The organism is Aurantibacter sp. (assembly GCF_042094015.1).
Lineage (GTDB): Bacteria > Bacteroidota > Bacteroidia > Flavobacteriales > Flavobacteriaceae > Aurantibacter.
The window spans coordinates 1-23,443 of the sequence record NZ_JBELDZ010000023.1 but is presented as its reverse complement, the minus strand read 5'-3'; the positions used below and the strand labels follow the sequence as shown (position 1 = coordinate 23,443).

28 protein-coding genes are annotated in these 23,443 nt (G+C 27.7%); 16 read left to right on the top strand and 12 right to left on the bottom strand.

The window, feature by feature from the left end:
* A complete protein-coding gene (locus ACFDSN_RS05290) occupies positions 1-585 on the top strand; it encodes a dual specificity protein phosphatase family protein (protein WP_375238792.1) in 585 nt (194 codons plus the stop codon).
* 35 nt (positions 586-620) lie between these two features.
* On the opposite strand, the gene tpx is transcribed toward ACFDSN_RS05290, so the two are convergent.
* The 5 genes from tpx to nhaC form a co-directional block, all read right to left on the bottom strand.
* Positions 621-1,127: a thiol peroxidase gene (gene tpx / locus ACFDSN_RS05285; RefSeq protein WP_375238791.1), complete on the bottom strand. Its 507-nt coding sequence runs from the start codon at positions 1,125-1,127 to the stop codon at positions 621-623.
* Between the two features lie 24 nt (positions 1,128-1,151).
* A complete protein-coding gene (locus ACFDSN_RS05280) occupies positions 1,152-1,409 on the bottom strand; it encodes a hypothetical protein (protein ID WP_375238790.1) in 258 nt (85 codons plus the stop codon).
* Positions 1,410-1,459: 50 nt separating this feature from the next.
* On the bottom strand, positions 1,460-1,768 hold the full coding sequence (locus ACFDSN_RS05275) for a thioredoxin family protein (protein WP_375238789.1): 309 nt from the start codon (positions 1,766-1,768) through the stop codon (positions 1,460-1,462).
* A gap of 71 nt (positions 1,769-1,839) precedes the next feature.
* A complete protein-coding gene (locus tag ACFDSN_RS05270) occupies positions 1,840-2,478 on the bottom strand; it encodes a peroxiredoxin (RefSeq protein WP_375238788.1) in 639 nt (212 codons plus the stop codon).
* A 138-nt stretch (positions 2,479-2,616) separates the two neighbouring features.
* On the bottom strand, positions 2,617-4,086 hold the full coding sequence (gene nhaC, locus ACFDSN_RS05265) for a Na+/H+ antiporter NhaC (RefSeq protein WP_375238787.1): 1,470 nt from the start codon (positions 4,084-4,086) through the stop codon (positions 2,617-2,619).
* 86 nt (positions 4,087-4,172) lie between these two features.
* On the opposite strand from nhaC, the gene ACFDSN_RS05260 reads away from it, so the two are divergent.
* Positions 4,173-5,195 (top strand): metal-dependent hydrolase, encoded by a 1,023-nt coding sequence (locus tag ACFDSN_RS05260; protein ID WP_375238786.1) that lies wholly within the window; start codon positions 4,173-4,175, stop codon positions 5,193-5,195.
* A gap of 94 nt (positions 5,196-5,289) precedes the next feature.
* Here ACFDSN_RS05260 and ACFDSN_RS05255 read toward each other — a convergent pair whose 3' ends face one another.
* Genes ACFDSN_RS05255 through ACFDSN_RS05245 form a run of 3 tightly spaced genes read right to left on the bottom strand, consistent with a single transcriptional unit; the run spans position 5,290 to position 8,179 of the window.
* The gene (locus ACFDSN_RS05255; protein ID WP_375238785.1) at positions 5,290-5,826 is read right to left on the bottom strand and encodes an OsmC family protein; all 537 of its coding nucleotides are present in this window, start codon (positions 5,824-5,826) and stop codon (positions 5,290-5,292) included.
* A gap of 12 nt (positions 5,827-5,838) precedes the next feature.
* Entirely contained in the window at positions 5,839-7,128 is a 1,290-nt protein-coding gene (locus tag ACFDSN_RS05250) for a trans-sulfuration enzyme family protein (RefSeq protein ID WP_375238784.1), read from the bottom strand.
* Positions 7,129-7,141: 13 nt separating this feature from the next.
* Positions 7,142-8,179 (bottom strand): flavin-containing monooxygenase, encoded by a 1,038-nt coding sequence (locus tag ACFDSN_RS05245; protein WP_375238783.1) that lies wholly within the window; start codon positions 8,177-8,179, stop codon positions 7,142-7,144.
* 155 nt (positions 8,180-8,334) lie between these two features.
* Here ACFDSN_RS05245 and ACFDSN_RS05240 point away from each other — a divergent pair, with 155 nt between their 5' ends.
* The 4 genes from ACFDSN_RS05240 (at position 8,335) to ACFDSN_RS05225 (ending at position 11,880) form a co-directional block, all read left to right on the top strand.
* The gene (locus tag ACFDSN_RS05240; RefSeq protein WP_375238782.1) at positions 8,335-8,796 is read left to right on the top strand and encodes an Lrp/AsnC family transcriptional regulator; all 462 of its coding nucleotides are present in this window, start codon (positions 8,335-8,337) and stop codon (positions 8,794-8,796) included.
* 80 nt (positions 8,797-8,876) lie between these two features.
* Positions 8,877-10,277: a dihydrolipoyl dehydrogenase gene (gene lpdA / locus ACFDSN_RS05235; protein WP_375238781.1), complete on the top strand. Its 1,401-nt coding sequence runs from the start codon at positions 8,877-8,879 to the stop codon at positions 10,275-10,277.
* 145 nt (positions 10,278-10,422) lie between these two features.
* On the top strand, positions 10,423-11,415 hold the full coding sequence (locus tag ACFDSN_RS05230) for a hypothetical protein (RefSeq protein WP_375238780.1): 993 nt from the start codon (positions 10,423-10,425) through the stop codon (positions 11,413-11,415).
* A 57-nt stretch (positions 11,416-11,472) separates the two neighbouring features.
* Positions 11,473-11,880, top strand: coding sequence for a DUF2721 domain-containing protein (locus ACFDSN_RS05225; protein ID WP_375238801.1), 408 nt, complete (start codon positions 11,473-11,475; stop codon positions 11,878-11,880).
* 5 nt (positions 11,881-11,885) lie between these two features.
* Here ACFDSN_RS05225 and ACFDSN_RS05220 read toward each other — a convergent pair whose 3' ends face one another.
* Both ACFDSN_RS05220 and ACFDSN_RS05215 read right to left on the bottom strand, forming a co-directional pair.
* The gene (locus ACFDSN_RS05220; RefSeq protein WP_375238779.1) at positions 11,886-12,602 is read right to left on the bottom strand and encodes a LytR/AlgR family response regulator transcription factor; all 717 of its coding nucleotides are present in this window, start codon (positions 12,600-12,602) and stop codon (positions 11,886-11,888) included.
* Positions 12,603-13,508, bottom strand: coding sequence for a sensor histidine kinase (locus ACFDSN_RS05215; RefSeq protein WP_375238778.1), 906 nt, complete (start codon positions 13,506-13,508; stop codon positions 12,603-12,605).
* Between the two features lie 327 nt (positions 13,509-13,835).
* Here ACFDSN_RS05215 and ACFDSN_RS05210 point away from each other — a divergent pair, with 327 nt between their 5' ends.
* The 5 genes from ACFDSN_RS05210 to pnuC all read left to right on the top strand — a co-directional run bounded on the left by ACFDSN_RS05210 (position 13,836) and on the right by pnuC (position 16,441).
* Positions 13,836-14,216 carry a MotA/TolQ/ExbB proton channel family protein gene (locus ACFDSN_RS05210; protein ID WP_375238777.1) on the top strand — a complete coding sequence of 127 codons (381 nt, stop codon included), beginning with the start codon at positions 13,836-13,838 and terminating at the stop codon, positions 14,214-14,216.
* A gap of 182 nt (positions 14,217-14,398) precedes the next feature.
* Complete coding sequence (locus tag ACFDSN_RS05205) at positions 14,399-14,875, top strand: hypothetical protein (RefSeq protein ID WP_375238776.1); 477 nt, start codon at positions 14,399-14,401, stop codon at positions 14,873-14,875.
* Positions 14,865-15,065, top strand: coding sequence for a helix-turn-helix transcriptional regulator (locus ACFDSN_RS05200; protein ID WP_375238775.1), 201 nt, complete (start codon positions 14,865-14,867; stop codon positions 15,063-15,065). The genes ACFDSN_RS05205 and ACFDSN_RS05200 overlap by 11 nt, the downstream gene beginning before the upstream one ends.
* A 45-nt stretch (positions 15,066-15,110) precedes the next feature.
* A complete protein-coding gene (locus tag ACFDSN_RS05195; protein ID WP_375238774.1) occupies positions 15,111-15,863 on the top strand; it encodes a 2OG-Fe(II) oxygenase family protein in 753 nt (250 codons plus the stop codon).
* Positions 15,863-16,441, top strand: coding sequence for a nicotinamide riboside transporter PnuC (gene pnuC, locus ACFDSN_RS05190; protein ID WP_375238773.1), 579 nt, complete (start codon positions 15,863-15,865; stop codon positions 16,439-16,441). Before ACFDSN_RS05195 ends, pnuC begins: the two co-directional genes overlap by 1 nt.
* 267 nt (positions 16,442-16,708) lie before the next feature.
* Here pnuC and ACFDSN_RS05185 read toward each other — a convergent pair whose 3' ends face one another.
* The gene (locus tag ACFDSN_RS05185; protein ID WP_375238772.1) at positions 16,709-16,942 is read right to left on the bottom strand and encodes a T9SS type A sorting domain-containing protein; all 234 of its coding nucleotides are present in this window, start codon (positions 16,940-16,942) and stop codon (positions 16,709-16,711) included.
* Positions 16,943-17,445: 503 nt separating this feature from the next.
* A complete protein-coding gene (locus ACFDSN_RS05180; protein WP_375238771.1) occupies positions 17,446-19,065 on the bottom strand; it encodes a winged helix-turn-helix transcriptional regulator in 1,620 nt (539 codons plus the stop codon).
* A gap of 552 nt (positions 19,066-19,617) precedes the next feature.
* Here ACFDSN_RS05180 and ACFDSN_RS05175 point away from each other — a divergent pair.
* The 5 genes from ACFDSN_RS05175 to ACFDSN_RS05155 all read left to right on the top strand — a co-directional run bounded on the left by ACFDSN_RS05175 (position 19,618) and on the right by ACFDSN_RS05155 (position 23,365).
* Positions 19,618-20,430 (top strand): proprotein convertase P-domain-containing protein, encoded by an 813-nt coding sequence (locus ACFDSN_RS05175; protein ID WP_375238770.1) that lies wholly within the window; start codon positions 19,618-19,620, stop codon positions 20,428-20,430.
* Between the two features lie 802 nt (positions 20,431-21,232).
* Positions 21,233-21,448, top strand: a complete 216-nt coding sequence (locus ACFDSN_RS05170; RefSeq protein ID WP_375238769.1) for a hypothetical protein — start codon at positions 21,233-21,235, stop codon at positions 21,446-21,448.
* Positions 21,449-21,503: 55 nt separating this feature from the next.
* Positions 21,504-22,397 carry a carboxypeptidase-like regulatory domain-containing protein gene (locus ACFDSN_RS05165; RefSeq protein ID WP_375238768.1) on the top strand — a complete coding sequence of 298 codons (894 nt, stop codon included), beginning with the start codon at positions 21,504-21,506 and terminating at the stop codon, positions 22,395-22,397.
* Positions 22,398-22,402: 5 nt separating this feature from the next.
* Positions 22,403-22,813 carry a DUF1573 domain-containing protein gene (locus ACFDSN_RS05160; RefSeq protein ID WP_375238767.1) on the top strand — a complete coding sequence of 137 codons (411 nt, stop codon included), beginning with the start codon at positions 22,403-22,405 and terminating at the stop codon, positions 22,811-22,813.
* Between the two features lie 399 nt (positions 22,814-23,212).
* Complete coding sequence (locus ACFDSN_RS05155) at positions 23,213-23,365, top strand: hypothetical protein (protein ID WP_375238766.1); 153 nt, start codon at positions 23,213-23,215, stop codon at positions 23,363-23,365.
* Positions 23,366-23,443: the final 78 nt, after the last annotated feature.

Here is a 23,443-nt window from a genome sequence, read left to right as displayed (position 1 = left end):
ATGACAAAAAAAAGCATCTTTAATAGGTTAGGATTAATACTTGTAGCTATTGTTTTTGCAATGGTTGCACAGCATTTATACAATACTAAAGTTAATTATAACTTTGGCACTGTTTCGGAAGGGAAAGTTTTTAAGTCTGGTGTTATTCCTCCAAATAAAATTGAAGGTTATTTAAAAGAAAATAATATAAAAACGGTTATTGATTTTAGACATGGAGGCGTAGGAGACGATTTAAATCCTGCAACTATGAAAGAAATTGATGCAGAAAGACAAGCTGTAAATGCAATTAGTAACGTAGATTATTATAACATTCCATCGGTACAAATACCTACCCAAGCTAATTTAGATAGTGTTTATAAAATATTAGATAACAAAACTAATTATCCAGTTTTAATGCATTGTTATCATGGAACTGGTCGTGCAATGATTTATTCAGCAATTTATAAGATTGAATATGAAAATGCAACAAACGAAGAAGCTAGAAAAATAACAAGACCTTTTTATTCGTTACCATTTAGTTCTTTTTCTAAAGGCAAACCTAAAGGTGATTTCTTAGAGAATTATAAAAAAAGAGGAACTAATTAGTTCCTCTTTTTTTATAAATATTATAATTTGGATTTTTATAAATTAACTAAAGCTTCTAAAGCGGCTTTATAATTTGGTTCTTCTGTAACTTCTGCAACATGTTCTGTGTAAATTACAGTTCCGTTTTTATCTATTACAACAACTGCTCTAGAGTGTAATCCTTCTAATGGACTATCAGTTAAAGTTGTACCGTAGTCATTTCCAAAATTATTTGTTTTAAAATCTGATAAATTAATTACGTTTTCTAAACCTTCAGCAGCACAAAAACGAGCTTGAGCAAAAGGTAAATCTTTAGAAACACATAATACTTTTGTGTTTTCTAATTCTGATGCTTCTGTATTAAATTGCCTTACAGATGCAGCACAAGTTCCAGTATCTACGCTTGGAAAAATATTTAATAAAACGTTTTGTCCGTTAAAATCTTCTAAAGTTTTAGTTGATAAATCAGCAGCAGTTAATTTAAAATTTGGTGCTTTAGTGTTTAAATCTGGAAGGTTTCCAATTGAATTAATTTCTGAACCTTTAAATGTTATTTTTGCCATTTGTATACTTATTATGTGTTGATTTTATTTATCAATAGAACCTAAAACACGTTTCATAAAATTGTTTAAAGCTTCTTTTTGCGGCATACCTTCTTTAGTCATTTTATTAACCTCTAAAGCGCCATACATATTAGAAATTAATTCACCAATAACATCTAATTCTTCATCTTTTAAGGATGATACTTCTGTTAAAGCTTCAAGAGTTTCTATTGTTTCAACTAAATAATCTTCGTCGTTTTCTACTATAAATTGTGTTAGATGTTTTATTACAGGTAGTTTCATAGAATTGCTTTATTTTTATTTTCGTAATTCAGAAAAATTAGTATTAATAATTAAACAACTTCGTTAACCAATTCTTTTAAAACATCAAACTTGTTGGTTTGCGTTTGGTTTACTTTTTCTCCATTTTTAAATGTAGCAAAAGTTGGTAAATTATCTACGTTTGCTAATTTTCTTGATTCTGGAAATTTTTCAGCATCAGCAATAATAAAAGTGATTGCTTCGTTTTCTGTAGCTAGTTTTTTGAATTTTGGCTTCATAATTCTACAGTTTCCACACCAAGTAGCCGAATATTGTACAATAACAGTTTCGTTAGAACTTACAATTTCTGATAAATTATCTTTTTCTAATTCTTGTATCATAATTTTTTAGTTTAAAAAATAAGCACCAATACTTAACATGTAAGTTGTTGGTGCTTAAATGGTATGTTTTGTTAGTGAGATGCTAAGTAAGCAGCAGTTCCTTTTGCATTAGGAGCCATTGCATCTTTACCTTCTTCCCAATTTGCAGGACAAACTTCTCCGTTTGTTTGTACATGAGAATAAGCATCAATTAAGCGTAAAAACTCGTTTACATTACGTCCAACCGGCATATGGTTTACACCTTCATGAAATACAATTCCTTCTTCGTCGATTAAATAAGTAGCTCTGTAGGTTACATTATCTCCATCTACAGTTACAACTCCAGTTTCTTCATTGTACTGCTCGTTAGTAATATCTAAAATTCCTAATGTAGATGCTAAGTTACGATTAGAATCTGCTAATAACGGGTAAGTTACACCTTCAATTCCACCATTATCTTTAGCTGTACTTAACCATGCAAAGTGAACTTCTGCAGTATCACAAGATGCTCCAATTACAACTGTATTTCTTTTTTCAAACTCACCTAGAGCAGCTTGAAAAGCGTGTAATTCTGTTGGGCAAACAAAAGTAAAATCTTTTGGATACCAGAATAATATTACTTTTTTCTTGTTATTAATAGCTTCTTCTAAAACGTTTAATTTAAAAGTATCGCCCATTTCATTCATTGCGTTAACACTTAAATCAGGGAATTTTTTTCCTACAATTGCCATATCTATATATTTATGTTGTTATTAATTTCTGTAACAAAGATACTATCTACTTCTAAAAAAATAGAGTTATAAAAATCTTAAATTTTTATAACTCTATAAGTTTTTTTTATAATTAATTATCGTTAGTATAATTTTTTACTATTTTTCAATAAGTTGTTTTATTTTAATGTTTAAAGCAGCAAATAACAAGGTTGTAAATGGACTTAACCAATTAAAAATTGCATAAACAAAATACTCGCCAACACCAACACCTAAAACACCACTTTGATAAGCACCACAAGTGTTCCAAGGAATTAAAACGGAAGTTACTGTTCCAGAATCTTCTAAGGTTCTACTTAAATTTTCTGGAGCTAAACCTCTATCTTCATAAGCTTTCTTAAACATTTTACCAGGGATTACTAAAGCCAAATATTGATCTGATGCTACAACATTTAATCCTAGGCAACTTATAACTGTACTTGCAAAAAGACCAAAGGCAGAAGTTGCTAATTTTAATAGCGCATTTGTTATTCTAGATAAAGCACCAATTCCATCCATTATTCCTCCAAAAAACATAGCGCAAGTAATTAGATATATAGTCCAAAGCATTCCATTCATTCCTCCAGAACTAAATAGTTCATTTAATTTTTCGTTTGATGTAACAATATTCGTGTCTGTAAAAATTGAGTTTATAATTGCTTGAAACTTAGTGCTAGCAAGGTTATCTAAAATGTTCGGTTGAAAAATAAAAGCAAAAATAATAGCAGCAATTATTCCACTAGCCAAAGCTATAAGTGGTTTTGTTTTAAATAGAATTAATGCTATTACTAACCCAGGAACTAAAAAAAGTATTGGTGTAATATTAAATGTAGAACTAATAGTAGTTAAAAGTTCCGAAACATCTGCGCTTCCAGAAGTATCTATTGTGGCGCTTAAAATTGCAAAGACTATTAATGTTATAAGTATTGTAGGAATAGTAGTAATTGACATATATTTAATATGTGTAAATAAATCTGTTCCAGCCATTGCAGGAGCAAGGTTGGTAGTATCACTTAATGGTGACATTTTATCTCCAAAATAGGCGCCAGATAAAACAGCTCCAGCAATCATTCCTGGAGAAATTCCTAATGCAGTTCCAATTCCAATTAAAGCAATCCCGACTGTAGCAGAAGTGGTCCAAGAACTTCCTGTAGCTATAGATATTACAGCTGCTATAATAACTGATGCAGGTAAGAAAATATCTGGATTTAACACTTGTAAGCCATAATATACCATAGCTGGAATTATTCCACTAACTAACCAGGTGCCAGCTAATGCTCCTACTAAAAATAAAATCATAATTGGAACAAAAACACTTTTAAGGTTTTCCCAAATTTCTTTACCCATAGTGTTTATAGACACTTTATTAAATAATCCAACACCAGCAGCAACTAAACCACCAATTAATAAAATAATTTGGTTAGTATAACTACCAAACCATTCTTGGTCTTCTACAAAAAATATGTTATAGGCTAATAAACACATTAGTATAACTACAGGAATTAAAGCTTCAAAAAGGTTTAACTCTTTATTATTGATGATTTTTTGATCTTCAATTTTGGTTTCAGATAAGTTATTTTGGTCTTGCATTTATTTTTTATTTAAGGAATGTAATGTTACGATTTTTGAAGAAGTTATGCAAATAACAAAACGTTGTAGTAACTTAGCTTTTAATTATGGACTCATTAACTCAAATTGTACTTGGAGCAGCTTGTGGAGAAGCTGTTTTAGGAAAAAAAATTGGAAATAAAGCGCTATTGTTTGGTGCAGTTGGTGGAACAATTCCAGATTTAGATGTTTTTATTGGCAGTTTGCTTTATGGTAATGAAATTGATGCTATGCTATTTCATAGAGGCTTTATGCATTCTATTTTGTTTTCAATTTTGGCTTGTTTTATTTTTGGTTGGATAACCTATAAATTATATAATTCTAGAAAACGAGTAAATTCAACAAATTTAAAAGATTGGGTTTTGTTGTTTTTTTGGTCGCTATTTACACATCCAATTTTAGACTGTTTTACACCTTATGGTACGCAATTATTTGCGCCTTTTTCTAATTATAGAGTGGCTTTTAATAATATAGCGGTAGCAGATCCATTTTATACTTTGCCATTTTTGATTTGTATAATTATCGTTATGTTTTTTAAACGAACAAGTATTAATAGGAAAAAATGGTTACGTTATGGTTTTATAATTAGTTCTACATATATGTTTTTTACAGTTTGTAATAAGTTTTATATAGACTATTTGTTTAGAGAAACATTAAAAGACAAACAGATTGAGGTTAGTCGATTTTCTTCTCAACCAACTATTTTAAATAATTTTTTGTGGTATGCTATTGCAGATACAGAAGCAGATTATTATGTAGGTTATTATTCTTTGTTTGATGAAACGAATCGATTTACTAATTGGAATAAAATTTCTAAAGAGCGTATAATTGATTTAGTAAATTTTCCAGATTTAGAATCCTTAACTTGGTTTAGTAATGATTATTATAATGTAATTAAAGTAGATGTAAATAATTATGAGTATTTAGATTTAAGATATCCTTTTTTAAATCCAGATGATTTGACTTCTGCTTTATTCAAATTGAAAATATATAAAGATAAAAATCGTTTAAATATGAAAGGTTTTAAACCTGAAACTGATAAGATGGATGGTTTTATTGGTCAGTTAACTAAACGTATTTTTAATAACTGATTTCTGCATAGAAGATAATTGATAAAATTTGATAATAAAAAAGCGAATTAGTAATTTCTAATTCGCCTTTTTATTATTTAATATAATAGTTGAATTAAGCGTTTAATTCTCCAATCATTTTAACTTCGTTTTTAAAAGTATTATAGTTTGGCGAATGCCTTGTTACTCTATCCATTAAGTTTTTGTATTGCTCTTTCGTACCAGAACCTTTAACGTGAAAAATAAATTTTAACTCTGGAAATCCTGCATTAATTTCTGAATTTAAACCTAAGAAACCTTGTAAGTCTAATTCGCCATCAATTTCAAGTTTTAATTCACTTATTTGAATATCCATTGCTGTTGCTCCAGCCATAAAAGTTACAGCCATACAACCAGCTAATCCGCCTAACATATATTCAGCAGGGTTTGGAGCACAATTAACACCTAATAACTGTGTAGGTTCATCTATTATAAAACTAAAATCGCGAATTAATTTATGATTTCCTAAAACCATGTTTTTTGTTTTAACACGTGTTTTTGTGCCACTTTCCCAATTTAATTCAACGCCATAAGATGCTTTTCCTTGTATGTTGTTTTCTTTTACTTCGTTAGCGTATTCGCTTAATCCTGATACATTTATATTGTTTAACATATCTTTAAAAATTTAAAATATTGTACTTAATGCTTGATCGAAATCTGAAATAATGTCGTTAATATCTTCAATACCAACCGATAATCTAATTAACCCATCATTTATGCCAATAGATTTACGTTGTTCTTTTGTTAAAGAGGCTTGAGATGTATTATACGGTAAAGAAATTAAACTTTCTACGCCACCTAAACTTGTTGCTTCTTTAGGTAATTTTAAAGCGTTAAGAAGTTCGTGAGATTTTTTATCTCCGCCTTCAATTTCAAAACTAATCATTCCAGAATTTCTTCCTTTTAATTGTTTTTTTGCTAATTCACTTTGTGGATGCGATTTTAGTCCTGGATAATATACTTTTTTTATTTTAGGATGATTCTCTAAATATTCAGCCAATTCTAACGCATTAGAATTGTGGGTTTTCATTCGTAACGCAAATGTTTTTAAACTACGCTCTAACATAAAACAAGCATGTGGATCCATAGAACCGCCATTTTTAAGCATTTGCGGCCAAATTCTATCTACTAATTTACGAGAACCAGAAACAGTTCCACCAATTAAATCTGAATGTCCATTTAAGTATTTAGTAGCAGAGTTCACAACTAAATCAACACCTAAATCTAACATTTTTACATTGTAAGGCGTTAAAAAAGTATTGTCTATTATTAGTCTTAAATTATGTTTTTTTGCTAATAAAGCAAGATCTTCAATTGGTGTTATTTTTAAAAGCGGATTTGTTAGCGCTTCAAAATATAATAATTTGGTATCGTACTGAATTGCAGCTTCAATCTCTTCAATATTTGTTGGAGAAGTAAAAGTCACAGACATTCCAAATTTATCTAAATCTTCGTATAAAAAATTATAAGTTCCGCCATAAATATCTCTTGAAGATACAATATGACTGCCTTTATCTAACATAGCCAATATAGCAGAAGAAATAGCTGCCATTCCAGAAGAAAAGACAATGCTACTTTCGGCATTTTCTAAAGCAGATACTTTTTCTTGAACACTCCATTGCGATGGATTGCCATATCTGGTATAAATCATTTCGTCTCTTCCGCGTCCTTCTTCAATCGCTTTGTAAGAAGATTCGTTAAGATAAAATGTTGAACATTGAAAAATAGGTGTGCCTAAAGCACCTGTACTTGGATCGTCATATTGTCCAGAATGTACCGATTTGGTTTCATCAGAATACTCAGTATACCGATGATCTTTAAAAGTAGGACCATTTGTTCTTTTTCTGGTTAAATCGTTAAACCAAACAGAACCGTCTTTTCTTTTATTTTCTATGTTATCAAAATTGTTTTTCATTCATTAAGCATGTTTAGCTCTTTTTTATATAATCATGTAAATATTTTGCATCTTTTTTAACACCACCTAAAGTGGCAGAACCTCTAGTATATAACCAAGGTAAACCTAAATAGTAAATTCCTTTTGTAGTGCTAATTCCTCTATGGTTTTCAGGGTAATTGTTTTCGTCTAATTCTATATCTTTGATCCAATTAAAATTGGGTTTGAAGCCTGTAGCCCAGACAATATTTTTTATGGTATTTATTTTATCTTTTTCAAATACTAATTCTTTGCCATTAGCATCTAAAGTTCTACCAACACAAGTTATATTTGATTTTTTAAATAATGCTTTAACATCAGTGCCAATTACAGGTTGTAACCCTTTACTTATTTTTTTTCCTATAAAGGAATATTTATTAAATGATAAAAAACCAATTTTACTAAACCACCACCATAAAGTTTTACCTAAAAATTCTTGAGGTAAGCTTGAAATATTTGTTTTACCTGAAAAAAAAACTTTTCTATTTGTATTAGATATTTCTTCTAAAATTTGAACACCAGAATCTCCAGCGCCAACAACTAAAGTATCTCCATCTTGGAGTTGAGTAGGGTTTTTATAATGTTCGCTATGTATTTGAGTAATAGAAGGATCTATTTTTTTATGACATAAAGGTGTAAATGGCGTATGAAAAGGTCCAGTAGCAATGACAACATTTTTTGTTTGATAGGTTTTATTATCACTTTTTATTAAAAAATAAGCCTCTTTTTTTTCAAGAGAATTTACCTTTTGATTAAATTCTATAGGTATATTAAAAGTTTCGACATAAGTTTTTAAATAGTCAGCAACCTCATACTTACTAGCATAATGCCCTTTTTTATTTGGAAAATTAAGCCCAGGTAAGTTGTTATATTCTGATGGAGTAAATAGTTTAAGAGAATCCCAACGTTTTAACCAAGGTTTCCCAATAACATCATTGGCATCTAAAATCAAATAATCTTTATTTAATTGCTTTAGGTAATAAGCCATAGATAAGCCAGCTTGTCCTGCACCAATTATTATAAACTCTTTCATAGTTTTTATTTACTTTACAAATTTCAGTTATTTTAGACTTTAAATCAATCATTTTGTTTTTTTTTAGATTAAAAATCTATTTTTATATTATATTGTTGATTTATTTTCTAATATTGTTGTTGAAATTTAATAATATATTAAAAACAATCTAGTTTATGGCTTTAGATTCTATAGATAAAAAATTATTACAGTTAATACAAACTGACAGTAAACAGACTACAAAAGCACTTTCAAACCAATTAAATTTATCCGTAACTGCGGTATATGAGCGTATTAAAAAATTAGAAAATCAAGGGATTATAAGAAATTATGTAGCATTAGTTTCTAAAGAATTAGTTCAGAAAAATTTTGTCACGTTTTGTCACGTTAAGTTAGTTCAACATACTCAGGAATATGTGGTTAGATTCGAGAAAGAAGTGGCTTTATTACCAGAAGTTTTAGAGTGTTATCATATTAGTGGTGATTACGATTATTTAATTAAGGTAATTGTGAAGGATATGAAAGCATTTAGAACTTTTATGGTAGAAAAATTAACGACAATTAATCATATTAGTAGTACACATAGTATGTTTGTAATTAATGAGGTTAAACAAACTCACGTAATTAATGTAGATTAATTTTTATAATCTATTTCGTCTAATAAATTACAAAACCGTATTTTTGTAATCGTTTAAAAAATACAACAAAAAATAATTTTATGAATTCATATGATGTTGCCATTATTGGCTCAGGACCTGGAGGATATGTTGCAGCTATTCGTTGTGCACAATTAGGCATGAAAACTGCCATAATAGAAAAATATAGTACACTTGGTGGAACATGTTTAAATGTAGGATGTATTCCAAGTAAGGCTTTATTAAGTTCTTCTCATCATTATGAAGAGGCAACAAAGCATTTTGAAGATCATGGAATAGAAATCCCTGGAGATATTAAAGTGAATCTTGAAAAAATGATTGGTCGTAAACAAGCAGTTGTAGACCAAACAACAGGAGGAATTGACTTCTTAATGAAGAAAAATAATATCGATGTATATAATGGAATGGGATCTTTTAAAGATGCAACCCATATTACTATTAAAGGTGAAGAAACAATAGAGATTGAAGCTAAAAAAACTATTATAGCTACTGGTTCTAAACCATCTACATTACCATTTATAAAATTAGATAAAGAACGTGTTATTACTTCTACCGAAGCTTTAAAACTTAAAGAAATCCCTAAGCATTTAGTTATTATTGGCGGAGGAGTTATTGGCTTAGAGTTAGGTCAGGTTTATAGACGTTTAGGATCTGAAGTTACTGTTGTAGAATATATGGATCGTATTATCCCAACAATGGATGGAAGTTTATCTAAAGAACTTAATAAAGTTTTTAAGAAGGCTAAATGTAAAATGAATGTATCTCACAAAGTAAAATCTGTGGAACGTGTTGGCGATGAAGTTATCGTAAAAGCTGATAATAAAAAAGGAGAAGAAGTAATTATTAAAGGCGATTATTGTTTAGTTTCTGTTGGAAGAAGACCTTACACAGATGGTTTAAATGCTGAAGCTGCTGGCGTTAAAATTAACGAACGTGGACAAATAGAAGTTAACGATCATTTACAAACAAGCGCTTCTAACATTTACGCTATTGGCGATGTTATTAAAGGTGCTATGTTAGCGCATAAAGCAGAAGAAGAAGGTGTTTTTGTAGCCGAAACTATGGCAGGTCAAAAACCACATATAGATTATAACTTAATTCCTGGTGTAGTTTACACGTGGCCAGAAGTAGCTGCTGTTGGTAAAACAGAAGAAGAATTAAAAGCAGACAATACAGAATATAAAGTAGGGCAGTTTCCATTTAGAGCATTAGGTCGCGCAAGAGCTTCTGGTGATATTGATGGTTTTGTTAAAATTTTAGCAGATAAAACAACCGACGAAGTTTTAGGAGTACATATGATTGGTGCACGTTGTGCCGATTTAATAGCCGAAGCTGTTGTTGCAATGGAATACAAGGCTTCTGCTGAAGATATTTCAAGAATGTCTCATGCACATCCAACTTTTGCTGAAGCAGTAAAAGAAGCAGCTTTAGCTGCGACGGAAGACAGAGCTTTACATGTGTAATTATTAGAAATCATTATACTATTTAAAAGGCGAATTCGTTTGAGTTCGCCTTTTTTATTTAATTATTAAACTGATAATAAGTGTTTATCCTTATATTAGAATAATAAATCAACTAAAATTTTTTAAGTAATTCAAAGTTTTCAAAATGTTATTAAAAACGGATTATATAAATACGTTTCTTATACTTTTCAGTATAACTTTAGCTTGTTTTTATCCTTTTGAATTATTTTTATTTAGTTATGCATTCTTAGGACCACTTCATTACTTAACCGAAATAAACTGGATTTCTAATAAAAATTTTTTTGTTAAAAATCCTACCTGGAAGTATATCGTATTTATAGCCGCATTTATATATGCTTTACCTTATGTTTTAGGTATTCCTCAAGTAAAACCACTAATTAACGATGTTTTATATAGTGTTTTGTATAATTACGTATTTAAATATACAAATGCTTTATTATTATTTATATTAATATTAGCCATTTTTCAGACGTTCATAAAAAAGAAATGGACATTTTATATTGGAGCATTAATAACTATACTGATTTCTGTTTTCTTATTTAATAATACTATTTATAATCTATTCTTAGGGTTATTTTTACCAACTATAATTCATGTATTTGTTTTTACTATTTTGTTTATGTGGTATGGCATCAAAAAAAATAAATCTAAATATGGACTAATTAACGTAGTTTTAATGTTTTTGATTCCTATTCTGTTATGTTTTATAAATACAGATATATTTAATTACAAATTTTCTGAGTTTACTAAAGAAAATTATATTTCAAATAACTTTCATATCCTAAATGCCAATATGTCCAATTTTTTAGGGTTTTATGAGGATTTAAAATTCTTTTTTTATGAAAAAGTAGACTTGAAAATTCAAATATTTATTGCTTTTGCTTATACATATCATTATTTAAATTGGTTTTCAAAAACAACGGTTATTGGGTGGCACAAAAATTTATCAATTAAAAAAACGGTGTTGATGGTATTGGTTTGGCTTATTATTTTAGCTTGTTATTTATATAGCTATAGTTTAGGATTAATTGTATCCTTATATTTTAGTATTACCCATGTAATGCTTGAGCTGCCACTAAATATACTGACGTTTAGATCTTTATTTAATAAAAAATAAATGAATTTAGCCAATCAATATTTTAGAGATAGATTTAGCTTTTTTTATTTTTGTGATATGGAACAACTTACCTTAACAACACCGGCTTTATTATTTTCTGCTATATCCTTGATAATGTTAGCTTATACCAATAGATTTTTAGCCTATGCGTCTATTATACGAAACCTAAGAGATAAATATTTAGAAAAACAGGAAGAGGCATTGATTTTTCAGATGAAGAATATAAAACAACGTTTAAACTTAACGCGTTGGATGCAAATATTCGGAATTACTAGTTTGTTATTTTGTGTTATAACAATGTTTTTAATTTATGTTGGTTTTAATAAAATTGCTGTATGGTGTTTTGGTTTTGGATTAATTTTATTAATGATATCTTTATTAATCTTAATAAAAGAAATACAAATTTCTACTTATGCACTAAATGTACATTTAAGAGATATTGAAGAAGATTTGAAGAATAAATAATAAGATTAATAATTTTCTAAAAGTTTTAAAACGTCTTTTTTGTAACTTCTACTAATAGTTAAATCATTCTTTTTAATAGAAATATATTCGTTTGTAAACGATTCTATTTTAGGTATAGAAACAATAAATGATCTGTGAATTCTAATAAACTGCTTAGTTGGTAATTTAGCTTCAATAGCACTTATGGTTTCCCTAGTAACTATAGTTTCTTTATCTAAATGAATTTTAATATAATCACTATAACTTTCAATATAACAAATAGCGTTAAAATCAATTTTAATCATTTTTCTGTCTGCTCTTACAAACATAAATTTATTGCTATCTTTTTCTGTTATTAAATTTTCATTATGATTAGAATAAATATCAAAATAAGTGTTTACAGATTTTAATAAACGTTCAAAAGATACGGGTTTTAATAAATAATCTACAGCTTGTAATTCAAAACCTTCAACTGCGTATTCTCTGTATGCAGTTGTAAATATTATCTTAATGGATTTGTTAATAGATTTTGCTAACGATATTCCTGAAACTTCGGGCATATTAATATCCAAAAAAAGTAATTCAATTTCTTTAGTTCTAATAATGTTTAAAGCTTCCATAGCACTACTACAGCTTGCTATAACAGTAATGTTGTTTAATTTAGATAGGTGAGTAGCAATAATTTCTCTTGCAATAGCTTCATCATCAACAATTAAACACGATATGTTTTTTTGAGTTTTCATTTACTCAATTTTTAAATTTAAATTAACTTTAAAAATAGAATTATTATCAATTATATCTAGTTTATATTGGTTTTTGTACAAAAGTTCTAATCGTTTTTTTATATTAATTAATCCAATACCATTATTAGATTTTTTGTTTTTAGAATTAGTGTTTTCAATAGAGAAACAAATTAATTCTTTGGTGCTTGATAATGAAATTACAATATCTAAAATACCATTTTTTAAATAGCCATGCTTAAAACTATTTTCAATAAAAGGAATTAAAAGCATTGGTGAAATTGAGGTGTTTTCTAAACAGTTTTCATAATTAAAGGTTACGTTTAATCTATTGTTAAAACGCATATTTTCTAGAGACAAGTAATCGTTTATATGATTTATCTCTTCAGATAATAATACAAAAGGTTTATCGGCCTGATATAATAAATAGTCTAATAAGTTAGATAATTTTAATATCATTTCTGGAGTTTCATCTGCTTTTTTAAGAGCAAAACCATACAATGTATTTAATGTGTTAAACAAAAAATGCGGATGAATTTGCATTTTTAGATAATTAAGTTCCTGTTCTTTTAATTTCAACTGTGTTTCTAAAATTTTGTTTTCTAAACGCTTAGTTTCTTCGGTGTGTTTTAAGTTTAGTTTTAATAGTTTAAAAGCACTAACTATTATAACTACAGAATAAACAGCAAGCATAACAAAAAAAATGTTTCTACTAATTGGAGGCATTTCTTGATACTGAAATCTTGATAAAAAAATTAATCCTAAAAAGATAGAAACTATTATTAAATATGTAGAAATTATAAATGTATAAAGCGTATAAACACTAAACTTTAGATACTTTTTTGTAATTAAATATTCAGGAATTAATTTATAAATTGATATATAAGTTGTGGCAATTGTTATTGGCATTAAAAAAAGCGAGTAGGTAAATATGTAATCTGAATCTTTACTTTCAAAACCAAAAAAATATATAAAAAATAAAAGCACAATACTCCAAAATATAGTATGGAGTACAATTTGCTTAATTTTATTTAAAATCTGTTTTTTGGTAAACATATATTACAATAGTACTATAAATTAGTGTTTCAAAATAACATTTATAGACGAATAACCAATTTAGGATGCTTTTCTACATTTTTGTTAATTAGGGAATTAAATTGGTTGTTCATCGCAATTAATAATTAGAAGCTTATTAGTATCTTAGATTTGTGGTATGTTTAATTAAAACCATTTATTATGATGTCTTTATCAATTTTTTTATCAAATGTATTCACAGAAGGAGGAACTTTAATGATGTCCTTAATCCTGATTTGTTTAGTAATTTCAATTCTCTTTTTAGTTAAAGGATTTATAACCTCTAAAACTGATGCAGCTCAATCTATTAAAATGAGAAAAATGGCTGGAGAGAGCAGTTTATTAGGTTTGGTTATTGGTTTTTTTGCTTCTATTTTAGGTTTAATTTCTGCTTTTGATACTGTTGAGTCTATGGGAAATCCAGATCCAAGTTTATTTGCTGCAGGATTAAAAGTATCTTTACTAACAGCTACATTTGGTTTATTTTCTTTTGTTTTAGTTAGGGTTGGAATTTTAATTTTAAGAGGATTACATTCTAAATAAATAAAAGTATTAATTTACTTTTATTAAAAGATAAAAGCATCAATTTTAAAATTGATGCTTTTTTTATGTTGTATATTAATAATTGATATTTCTTTTTTAATAAAACACAAAATTTTGTTTTTATAAAAATGTAAAGTGTATTTGTCATTATGTAAAGCTTGCTAATCATTTAAAATTTAAATATGAAAAAGGAAACATCTTGTAATCAAGGAGAATATGAAAAGATTATGAAAATAATTGATTTTAGATTACCTCATAAATTTAAAAAAATAGGTTATTTTGGAGCTGCTTCTTTACTTGTATTTTTAATAGCATACAAATTTTTAGGCGCTAATAATTTACCACTAATATTAAAAGATGTTTTAAGAACACTTATGTTATTATTTTTATTGATAGCATCTTTAAGTAAAGAAGTTATTGAGGATGAGTTTAATAAATACGTAAAGTTTCTATCTTATGTATTAGCATTTGTGTGTGCAGCAGCTTATTGTATTTTTTTACCACTTATTACTATAGTTTTAGATGTGGTTGTAACTAAGATTACTGGAGATGGCGTAATTAGTTTTTATAATATTTCTTCTTTTGAAGTCATATTTATTTTAATGGGTTTTCAATTGTTATATTTCGAAACTATTAAAAGATTAGAACGTGCAGAATAGATTAAAAATAGAAAGAGCAGAGCTAAATTTAACACAAGATGATTTGGCACAAAAAATTGGCGTTTCTAGACAAACAATTAATTCTATAGAGAAAAGTAGATATGTGCCTTCTACAATTTTGGCGTTAAAACTATCTGAGGTATTTAATAAACCAGTAAACGATATTTTTAAACTCGATAAGTCAGATTAATAAATACATTATATAGGTTTTGTAATTTATTTTTAAATATAAAGAATGATTAAAAACGATATTTTTAATTTTAATACTGAAGCATTTTCGACCAAAAATCTAATTTCTGCGTTTAAGTTGTTTTTAGAGAAGCCATTAGATTACAGAATACAATTTTTACAAGCTAAGTATAATAAAGCTTTTGATGGCTATTCTTTTTTAGGTCAAGAAAACAGTTTAAACCAATATAGTACAGATCAATTACATTCTTTTGTTTTATCGGAATTTACAAGTGTTGAAAATTTCCCAAGAGAATTCCACTCTTATTTAAAAACCGAGTTTTTAGAGGTTAAAAAAGCAGTAACTAACTTAGAGTTAGAAGTTTTAAAATCTTTTAATAATAACGAATTTATAGAAATCTATAAGTCTAATTTTAGACATATGATATCTTGTAATTACTATCCTAAAATAGTAGATAAAACCATAACAGAACGTTTGTCTACACATAAAGATGTGTCTTTGTTTTCTGTATTTCCCTATGGATTAGATAATGGATTAGCTTACCAAAATAGTAATAATAGAGTAGTGGATTTAGGTTTTAAACCTGAAGCATTTGGATTTAAAGGATTTGGAGTAGAGTACTTTTTAGATGAAAAACTAAAAGGCTTAAACCATAAAGTTAATTTAGATGTCTCAGAAAATAACGAACGGTTTTCTATAGCTTTCTTTTCCATACCAAAACCAAATACTACTTTTACATTTCGAGGAAAAATATATAATTCCGAAACATTTTACATTAATTATTTAAACCTATTTTAATGGAACTAAATACCATTTTAGAAATTATAGCTGTAGTTTTTGGACTAACCTATTTAATTCTATTAATTAAAGAACAGAAAATTTGTTGGTATTTTGGAATAGCAGGATCGTTATTAAGTATCTTTTTGTTTTATAAAATAAAATTGTATTCTGAAGCTATACTATACATCTATTACGTAGTTATTGGTGTATACGGTTTGTGGCTTTGGACAAAAAACGAATCCAATTCCAGTAAAATGAAAGTTACTAATAATTCTATAACACAAAACATAGTTTTAATAGTAATTGGTATTGGCTTAGCATTTGGTTTAGGTTATGTTTTTAAAACCTATACAGATGCAGAAAGTCCCTATTTAGATGCTTTTACAAGTATATTTAGTTTTATTGCTAGTTATTTAGAAGCCAAAAAAGTGTTAAGTGCTTGGCTATTTTGGATAGTAATTAACGGATTAACTTTATTCTTATATTTTAATAAAGATCTTAACTATTACTTTGCATTAACAGTTATATACACCATTTTCTCATTTGTAGGATTTGTTAAATGGCGAAAAGTAATTAGAGACTATAAAACTATTTAGATGAAGTAAATTAGATTTAGATATTTCTAATGGTTCGTTTAGTGTTTCAGCACTAAAATCAGCAAATAAATCAGAGATAGAAAGTCCGCGATAATTTTCAAAAGCAGTCTATAATCAAGTATTTGCAATAGCAAAATCGGGATTAATATTTGATAATAGCTATAGAAGTACTTTAGTGAAAAATTAATGGTTTTTTACTACAGTACTTTTTGTTGCTAGTTTATTATGTTCTAAGAACTAGTTTTAAAAGGTTGATTGCTGAAGTTTTTATTCTAAGTTAAGCTTCTTTGATAATTTTCCTTTATTGGTATTAATTTGAAAAATATTTGAGCCTGAAGCCAATTTCGATGTATTAATATTGGTTTCCTTAATGGTTAAAACAGCTTGTCCTAGCATATTGTAAATATTTACTTTTTCTATCTGAGAAGCTAAATCTTGTTGTATAGTAAAATGGTCTTTTGCGGGATTTGGGTGTAAGGTATAAGATAAAACATTAAACATTAAAATCTTGACTACTTAAAGTTGAAGCTAACTCTAGTACAACTTCTTAAGCCGAATAGTTAACACTCCAATTATATCCTGTTGGTAAATTAGTTGTAGAAAAGGTTACAGAAACACTACCTGCTGTTAATATTGTAAATGTATCACCAAGACTTGGTGTAACCATTTAGAAGGTTAACGTCTATAGTACCACTTGAATTTGACGTACCAGTTACGTCAACAATATTAAAATTTGTTGTGCTTTCTAATTCTGTAGTTAATGTTGCCGTATTTTCATTTGTATAACTATCATTAACGATAAAAGTGCTAGATGAACTCCCTGGGCATAAGACTTCTGAATTGTTAAAGTCTCTTTGGTGACTTGTACTAATAAATGTTAGTGTTCCAGGATTATCAAAATCAAAACTTAGGCTATCAATAGCTCCTAAATTATCTATTGTACCTATATTTGTGATTGTTCCGGAATTAAATAAATATGAAAATATTAAAAAGAAGCATTAATATCAATCCTTAGATTTATTAAATAAGTCCGCAACCTTCATAACTAACAATATTCTTTTATCTCTGTAACTATTATCAATACCAAAAATTGAATACATCTTTTTTAGAGATGAACGAACACCAGCAATACTCAGGTGGACCTTTTGGGACAGTACTTTATTGCTAATAATAGGATTGTCAATCAAAGTATTTAAGATGCTCCAATCAGTATCATTAAGTTTACATTCCATCTGAGTTTCTATTTCTTTTTTATTAATGATAGCTTTGTTTGGAGGAATGCTACTTTTAATTAATGACATGTTCACTATCTCTTTGAGCGATTTGAGTTCTAAAGATAATTCTTGATTGAGGGTATTGTGTTTTTTTTTCCGAAGGTATAATATGATAAACACCGAAATAAGTATTATTGATACAAGGGAGTAAATAGTAAAATTCATTTCGAATATTTTCTGTTTTTCATCAATAATATTTTGTTTATGAATCTGAACTAAATGTAATGTTAAAAGCTTATTATCATCCTGCCGTTTTGACACCTCATCTCTGAATTTAGAATATTTCTGAATAAAAAAATAGGCAGAATCCTGATTTTCCTCCAATTTATATAATTTCGCTAGTAGTTTAGAAGATTGCGCTATTTGATTGGTATAACCTGTTGATATATTTGCTAGCCTATAGACTTTATATGCATCTCGTTTTGCAATAGTATTTAGCCCAAGTTGTTTGTTTATCTGGGCTAAAAGAAGATGAAAATCCATTGCAAAATAATCATTTACCGCAGGATTAAGTTTTAATATGGCTTTTTCACAATAGATTTTTGCAAGCTCTAAGTTATTTTCTGCATAGTAAATTTTAGCAATCCTATAATATATATATTTTCGGTTTTCTTGATTAACTAGGTTATCGAGGATTTTTAGAAGTATGTTCCTCGCATTTTTGTATTGATGAAGCTTTTCTTCAATGCCTGCAATGTTCATTTGCGCAAGCTCGAAATTAACAAAGTGTCCATCATTAATAATAACTTGCTCAAAGTAATGTTTAGCAATACCTAATAATTCTTTATCATTGTTGTAAACAACAGCAACATCGTAGTAAATTGCACCTAACAAAATAGATACTTTATTGTTTAGGTTTTTATCTTCTTTATCTTTCTTAGCATAGATTAAGCCTTTATGAGCGAATTGAGCAGCTTTTTCGTATTGACCTAATCTTAAATAAGAAACACTTAAAGAATGTAAGTATTCATATTTTGTATTAATCTCTAATGCCAAAAAGCAATAATGTTTTGCAGATAAATAATCAAATTGCTTTAACGATAACCTTGAAAGTCTTGAATAAGCAAATTCCTGGAGTTCTGTTTGGTTTTCCATTTGAGCAATCTGAAGTAATTCACACAACAAACCTTCTGCTTTCTCGAATTCATTGGTTTTGTAAAAAAACTTGTAATCTAAAATCAAATTTTCTATATAAGTAGAGTCTTTAACTTTATGATTATCAAAAGTATTAAGACTAGATGCTTTATTTATTGAAACATTAAAAATTTTCTTCTCATTTTTTAGAATTTTTGATTCTTGGTAGAATTGCTGTATATAGTTAGATTTAGTTAATAGTAAATCTTCGTTCACGTAGAATCCTATGTAATTCATTATTGCATTCCACACAATAAAAGTAAAGAAGTTACAAAAAATCATTATTACTGGGTCAATTTTCATATTTAAAGGGATTATTGAAAATCAAAAAGCGAATTTGATAAGTCATTATTTCACTTTTCAAAATTACTATTTAGGTGTGGTTTCGTCAAGCTCATTGATATAAAAAAACTAACTAAATAAATTAAAACACCTAAAAACATCTCATAGATGTTAAAAAAAATATATTTTAGTTTTTTTCTTTTTCACTAATCTACTTATTGCGATTGTGATTATTCCTTATTTCATATTTGTTGCATATGAAGATTTCAGACATATGAAAGGTTCAGTACCCTTTAAAATTTTTATAAACAATCTATAAGATGAATTTTTTTTTTTCATCCCATTATTTAAAAAAGAATAATTAAAGAATTAGTTGATTTGCATTCGTCTACAAGAAACGTATGTTGAACTACATAAATTTGCATTTCACAGAAATCTAATTTAAAGTACCCAATGCTTTATTTAAATTTAAAATTAAAAAAAATTATGAAATTATTACACAAATTTTGGTTATTACTTTTTTTATTAAATGGTATTATTATTAATGCACAAAGCTGTTTTAATTATGACAATTTTAACGTTGAGTCCATTGGACCAAATGCGCTTACTGTTACTACATCTACAATTAACGTTACAGACGATTTAATAATAGAAGATGTAAGAGTAAATGTATCTGCTACACACTCTTGGATAGGTGATATGTCAATAAGATTGCGATCACCTCTAGGTTCAGAAATAATTTTGCATAATGAATTATGCGAGGATTTTGGTGATTATGGCAGTCCTACCTACGACGACAGCGCTACTGCTTCGCCTACAGACTGTATACTCCCTTATGCTGGTTCATTAATTCCTTTCCAACCACTAACTTTTTTTGATTCAGAAAATTCCTTTGGAGATTGGGAATTAGTAATTATTGACAATGCTGATGGAGATGGCGGTAGTTTACTTTCTTGGACATTGACTTTGTGCGGTGAAGCATCAACTTTAAATCTTAATAATTTTGATTTAAAAGAAAATTTGATAGTCGTCAAAGAGCAAAAGAATATTTTTAATATTATTTTATCTAATAGTGTAAATTACCAATTTGAAAGTTGTATTATAAAAGTTTTTGATTTTGCTGGACGTAAAATTCATCAAGACATAATGAATCAACGAAATGATAAGAATCAGTTTATATATCGTTTAGAGGCAGAATTTTTTAGTCCGGGAGTTTATTTTGTTAACATTGTGGCTAATAGAACCAATACAATTACTCCTTCAGGACAAAGCTCAATACTTAAATTAATCGTTGAATAAAAAGCTATTTATTTGATTTGGTTCTTTAATGCAAAACTCAGAATTAAACGAATTAGAAAATGTTAATTGAGGAGATTTTGTAGATGGTTTGAAAGGAATTTAGCAGCCATTTCAGTAGTTGTAGTATCTAATTTACTTAATCATCTAGCTTTGCTTGCAGTAATTTGTAGTGCAAATTACTAGTTTCAATGGCATAAAATATTATGATTAAAAGAATATTAATTGTATTAATGATTGTAGCTTTGATTTCTATATTTTTAGACTTTGTAGATGTATTAATACTAAACAATTATGTTAAAGCTTATTGCTATATTATATTAGTTTTAGTTTTTTTATACATACGTTCTTAAAGAGATAGCTTAAAAGATAATTGATAATAAATATTATTTAATATTCTTAATGCCATTACTCTGTTGTTAGGTTCTTTTCTAATTAATTTTCAACGCAGAAATTTTATTTTTAAATATTTTATTTTAACATAAAGTTTGACTTATGACCAATTACAACAATTTATAGAGTTTAAATATAAATGGAAGTGAGTCGGTTATATAATAGTTCCAATTTTGTTGTTAGTTAAAATCTCAATTATTGCGGCAATACTAGTTGGTAGCCATTTGAACACCGAACAGAGCAATTTTAAAGACCATCCGACTTACGGAATTTGATAGAAAAAAGTAAATTGACTCTCTGAAAGTGAAGAATGAAAGCCACCAACAGGTCTAAAGTGGATAGTCCACGAACTAAACTATAATGACCTTAAACTTATAGAGTTTAGAAAATTTTAAAATTAATTTGTATTAAAATGAAAAAAATTAAAGGATTAGCTTTAGTAGCAGTATTTGCATTAGCAATGGTTAGCCCACAACAAGCAGAGGCAAAAGAAAGAAGTTTTGCATACGTTTGGGATAATGGATGTGTAGGAATACACACTTATCACTCTGCTTTTTTTGGACTTTTTCAATGGGAAACTTTTGAAGTTATTGATTGTCCAGATGGTGTAACACCACCACAAGTTTAAACTACAATTAAAAAAAACAACCACCACATTTACAAATGTGGTGGTATTAATTTTTATGAAAAGACTACTTATTTTTTTGACTACATTTTCAGCAAGTTTAGGTTTTAGCCAAACGATTAAAGGAACAATTAGGGATTCACTAACTCAAAAAGCATTAGAATATTCCAATGTTGTTTTGATGAATGGTGGTGGCACATATGCAAATGATAAAGGAGAATTTGAAATAGAAATAAAGAATAGTATTTACGATACCTTAAAAATTTCTACATTAGGTTACAAATCAAAAAAAATACTTCTTAATAAATACAAAGGCAAAGTTATTATAAATTTAGATGTTAATTTAGAACCTAATGTTGAAGAATTAGATGAGGTTATTCTAACCTCAAAAAAAATAAAATATAAAGATAAAGAAACATTAGGAGAAGATAGAGATGGAAATATTGGAATGTCTTCATTAATTGGTTATGAAACTTGCATCCTTATAGAAAATCCAAGAAAAGAAAATGGCAAGGTAAAACGGGTATATATTGACCTCAAAAAGCGAAAAAATGCAAACTATATAGCTACTTTCAATATCAAATTTTATGAATACAACATAAAAGAGGACAAACCAGGTAAGGAACTTTACAATAAGAATATTTACGTTAAACCAAAAAATCAAAAGTATCGTCTTTGGGTTGATGTTGAAGATTTAGATATAGATTTCCTTGAAAATGGAATTTGTGTTGGTGTTGAAATGGTTAACACATATGGTAATGTTGAAAAATATGCATATTTCGGTCCAATGTTTCGATATACTTTAAGCTCAAAAAATAAATCAATAACTTGGTCTAACTACCATAATACTGGCTGGAAAGGTGTTTCAAATGAGCACAAACGCTATAAAAAATTTAATACTGGAACATCAAATCCAATGATTGGACTTGAAGTTCTTTTTCCAAAACGTTAAAATAAATGAAAAAAATATATATCATTTTAATTACTGTAGTTATTTTAATTGTAATTGGAATATCCACTTATAAAGAAAATAAATTTTATAATGTTTATGGTAAAGCTGAAATTCCTGTTACAGAATATGATTTTGGCATAATAACCTATTTGGACACCATTAATTATACTTTTAAAATTAAAAATATTGGGAAAGAACCTTTGATTATTAACAAAGTAATTCCTAATTGTAATTGCACAGTAGTTGATTTAAAAAAAGGTTTGGTAGAAACAAACGATATAACTGAAATAGTAACTCAATTTATACCAAATAAAACTCGATTAGGAGAAAATAGTGCAAGCATATTGGTTGAAGGAAATTTCAACGGAGGAATTACACACCTGAAATTAAAAGGAATTGTGAATGACATCGAATGAAACAAAAACGGCTACCAACAATGTATAAAAATAATAGCGGTTTTATCGCTAAAAACGAAAGTAAGCAAATATAAAAAAGGTCTGTATTTAACCGAAAAGTTAGTGCTAAAAACCCGCTACTATTCTTATACGAGACCGTTGTGGTTAATTTTCGGCTAACCATTTAATATTTTTATTAACTTTAAACATCTTTGTGTACTTACGAAAAATCAAAAACTGAAAAACTATCTAAAATTCGGAATTCTACTCTTCGGAATTTTAATTATTTTCACTAATTATGAAAAAGATGATGATTTTGATAGTTCAAATTTATCAACTTTAAAACCGATTCCAGCATTTAAGGCTATTGATTTTAACAAACTCTTAAATCAAAAAACATCGAGAATTACTTTTGAAAAATTGAACAAATTAAATAATAAGAGTTCAAAAACTTCATCTAATAATAATAATAAATATTCTGATGGACAACCACAAACTATTACCATCGATTCTACTTCTATTAAACAAATAATTAAAGAAGGAACAACTTCTTATACTTTTAAAATCGATTAAAATAATCTCTCTTAATTTTTTGGACTCCTATTATTTCTGGCAATTTATATGCTCCATTTAATACGCTGTCATCGGGCC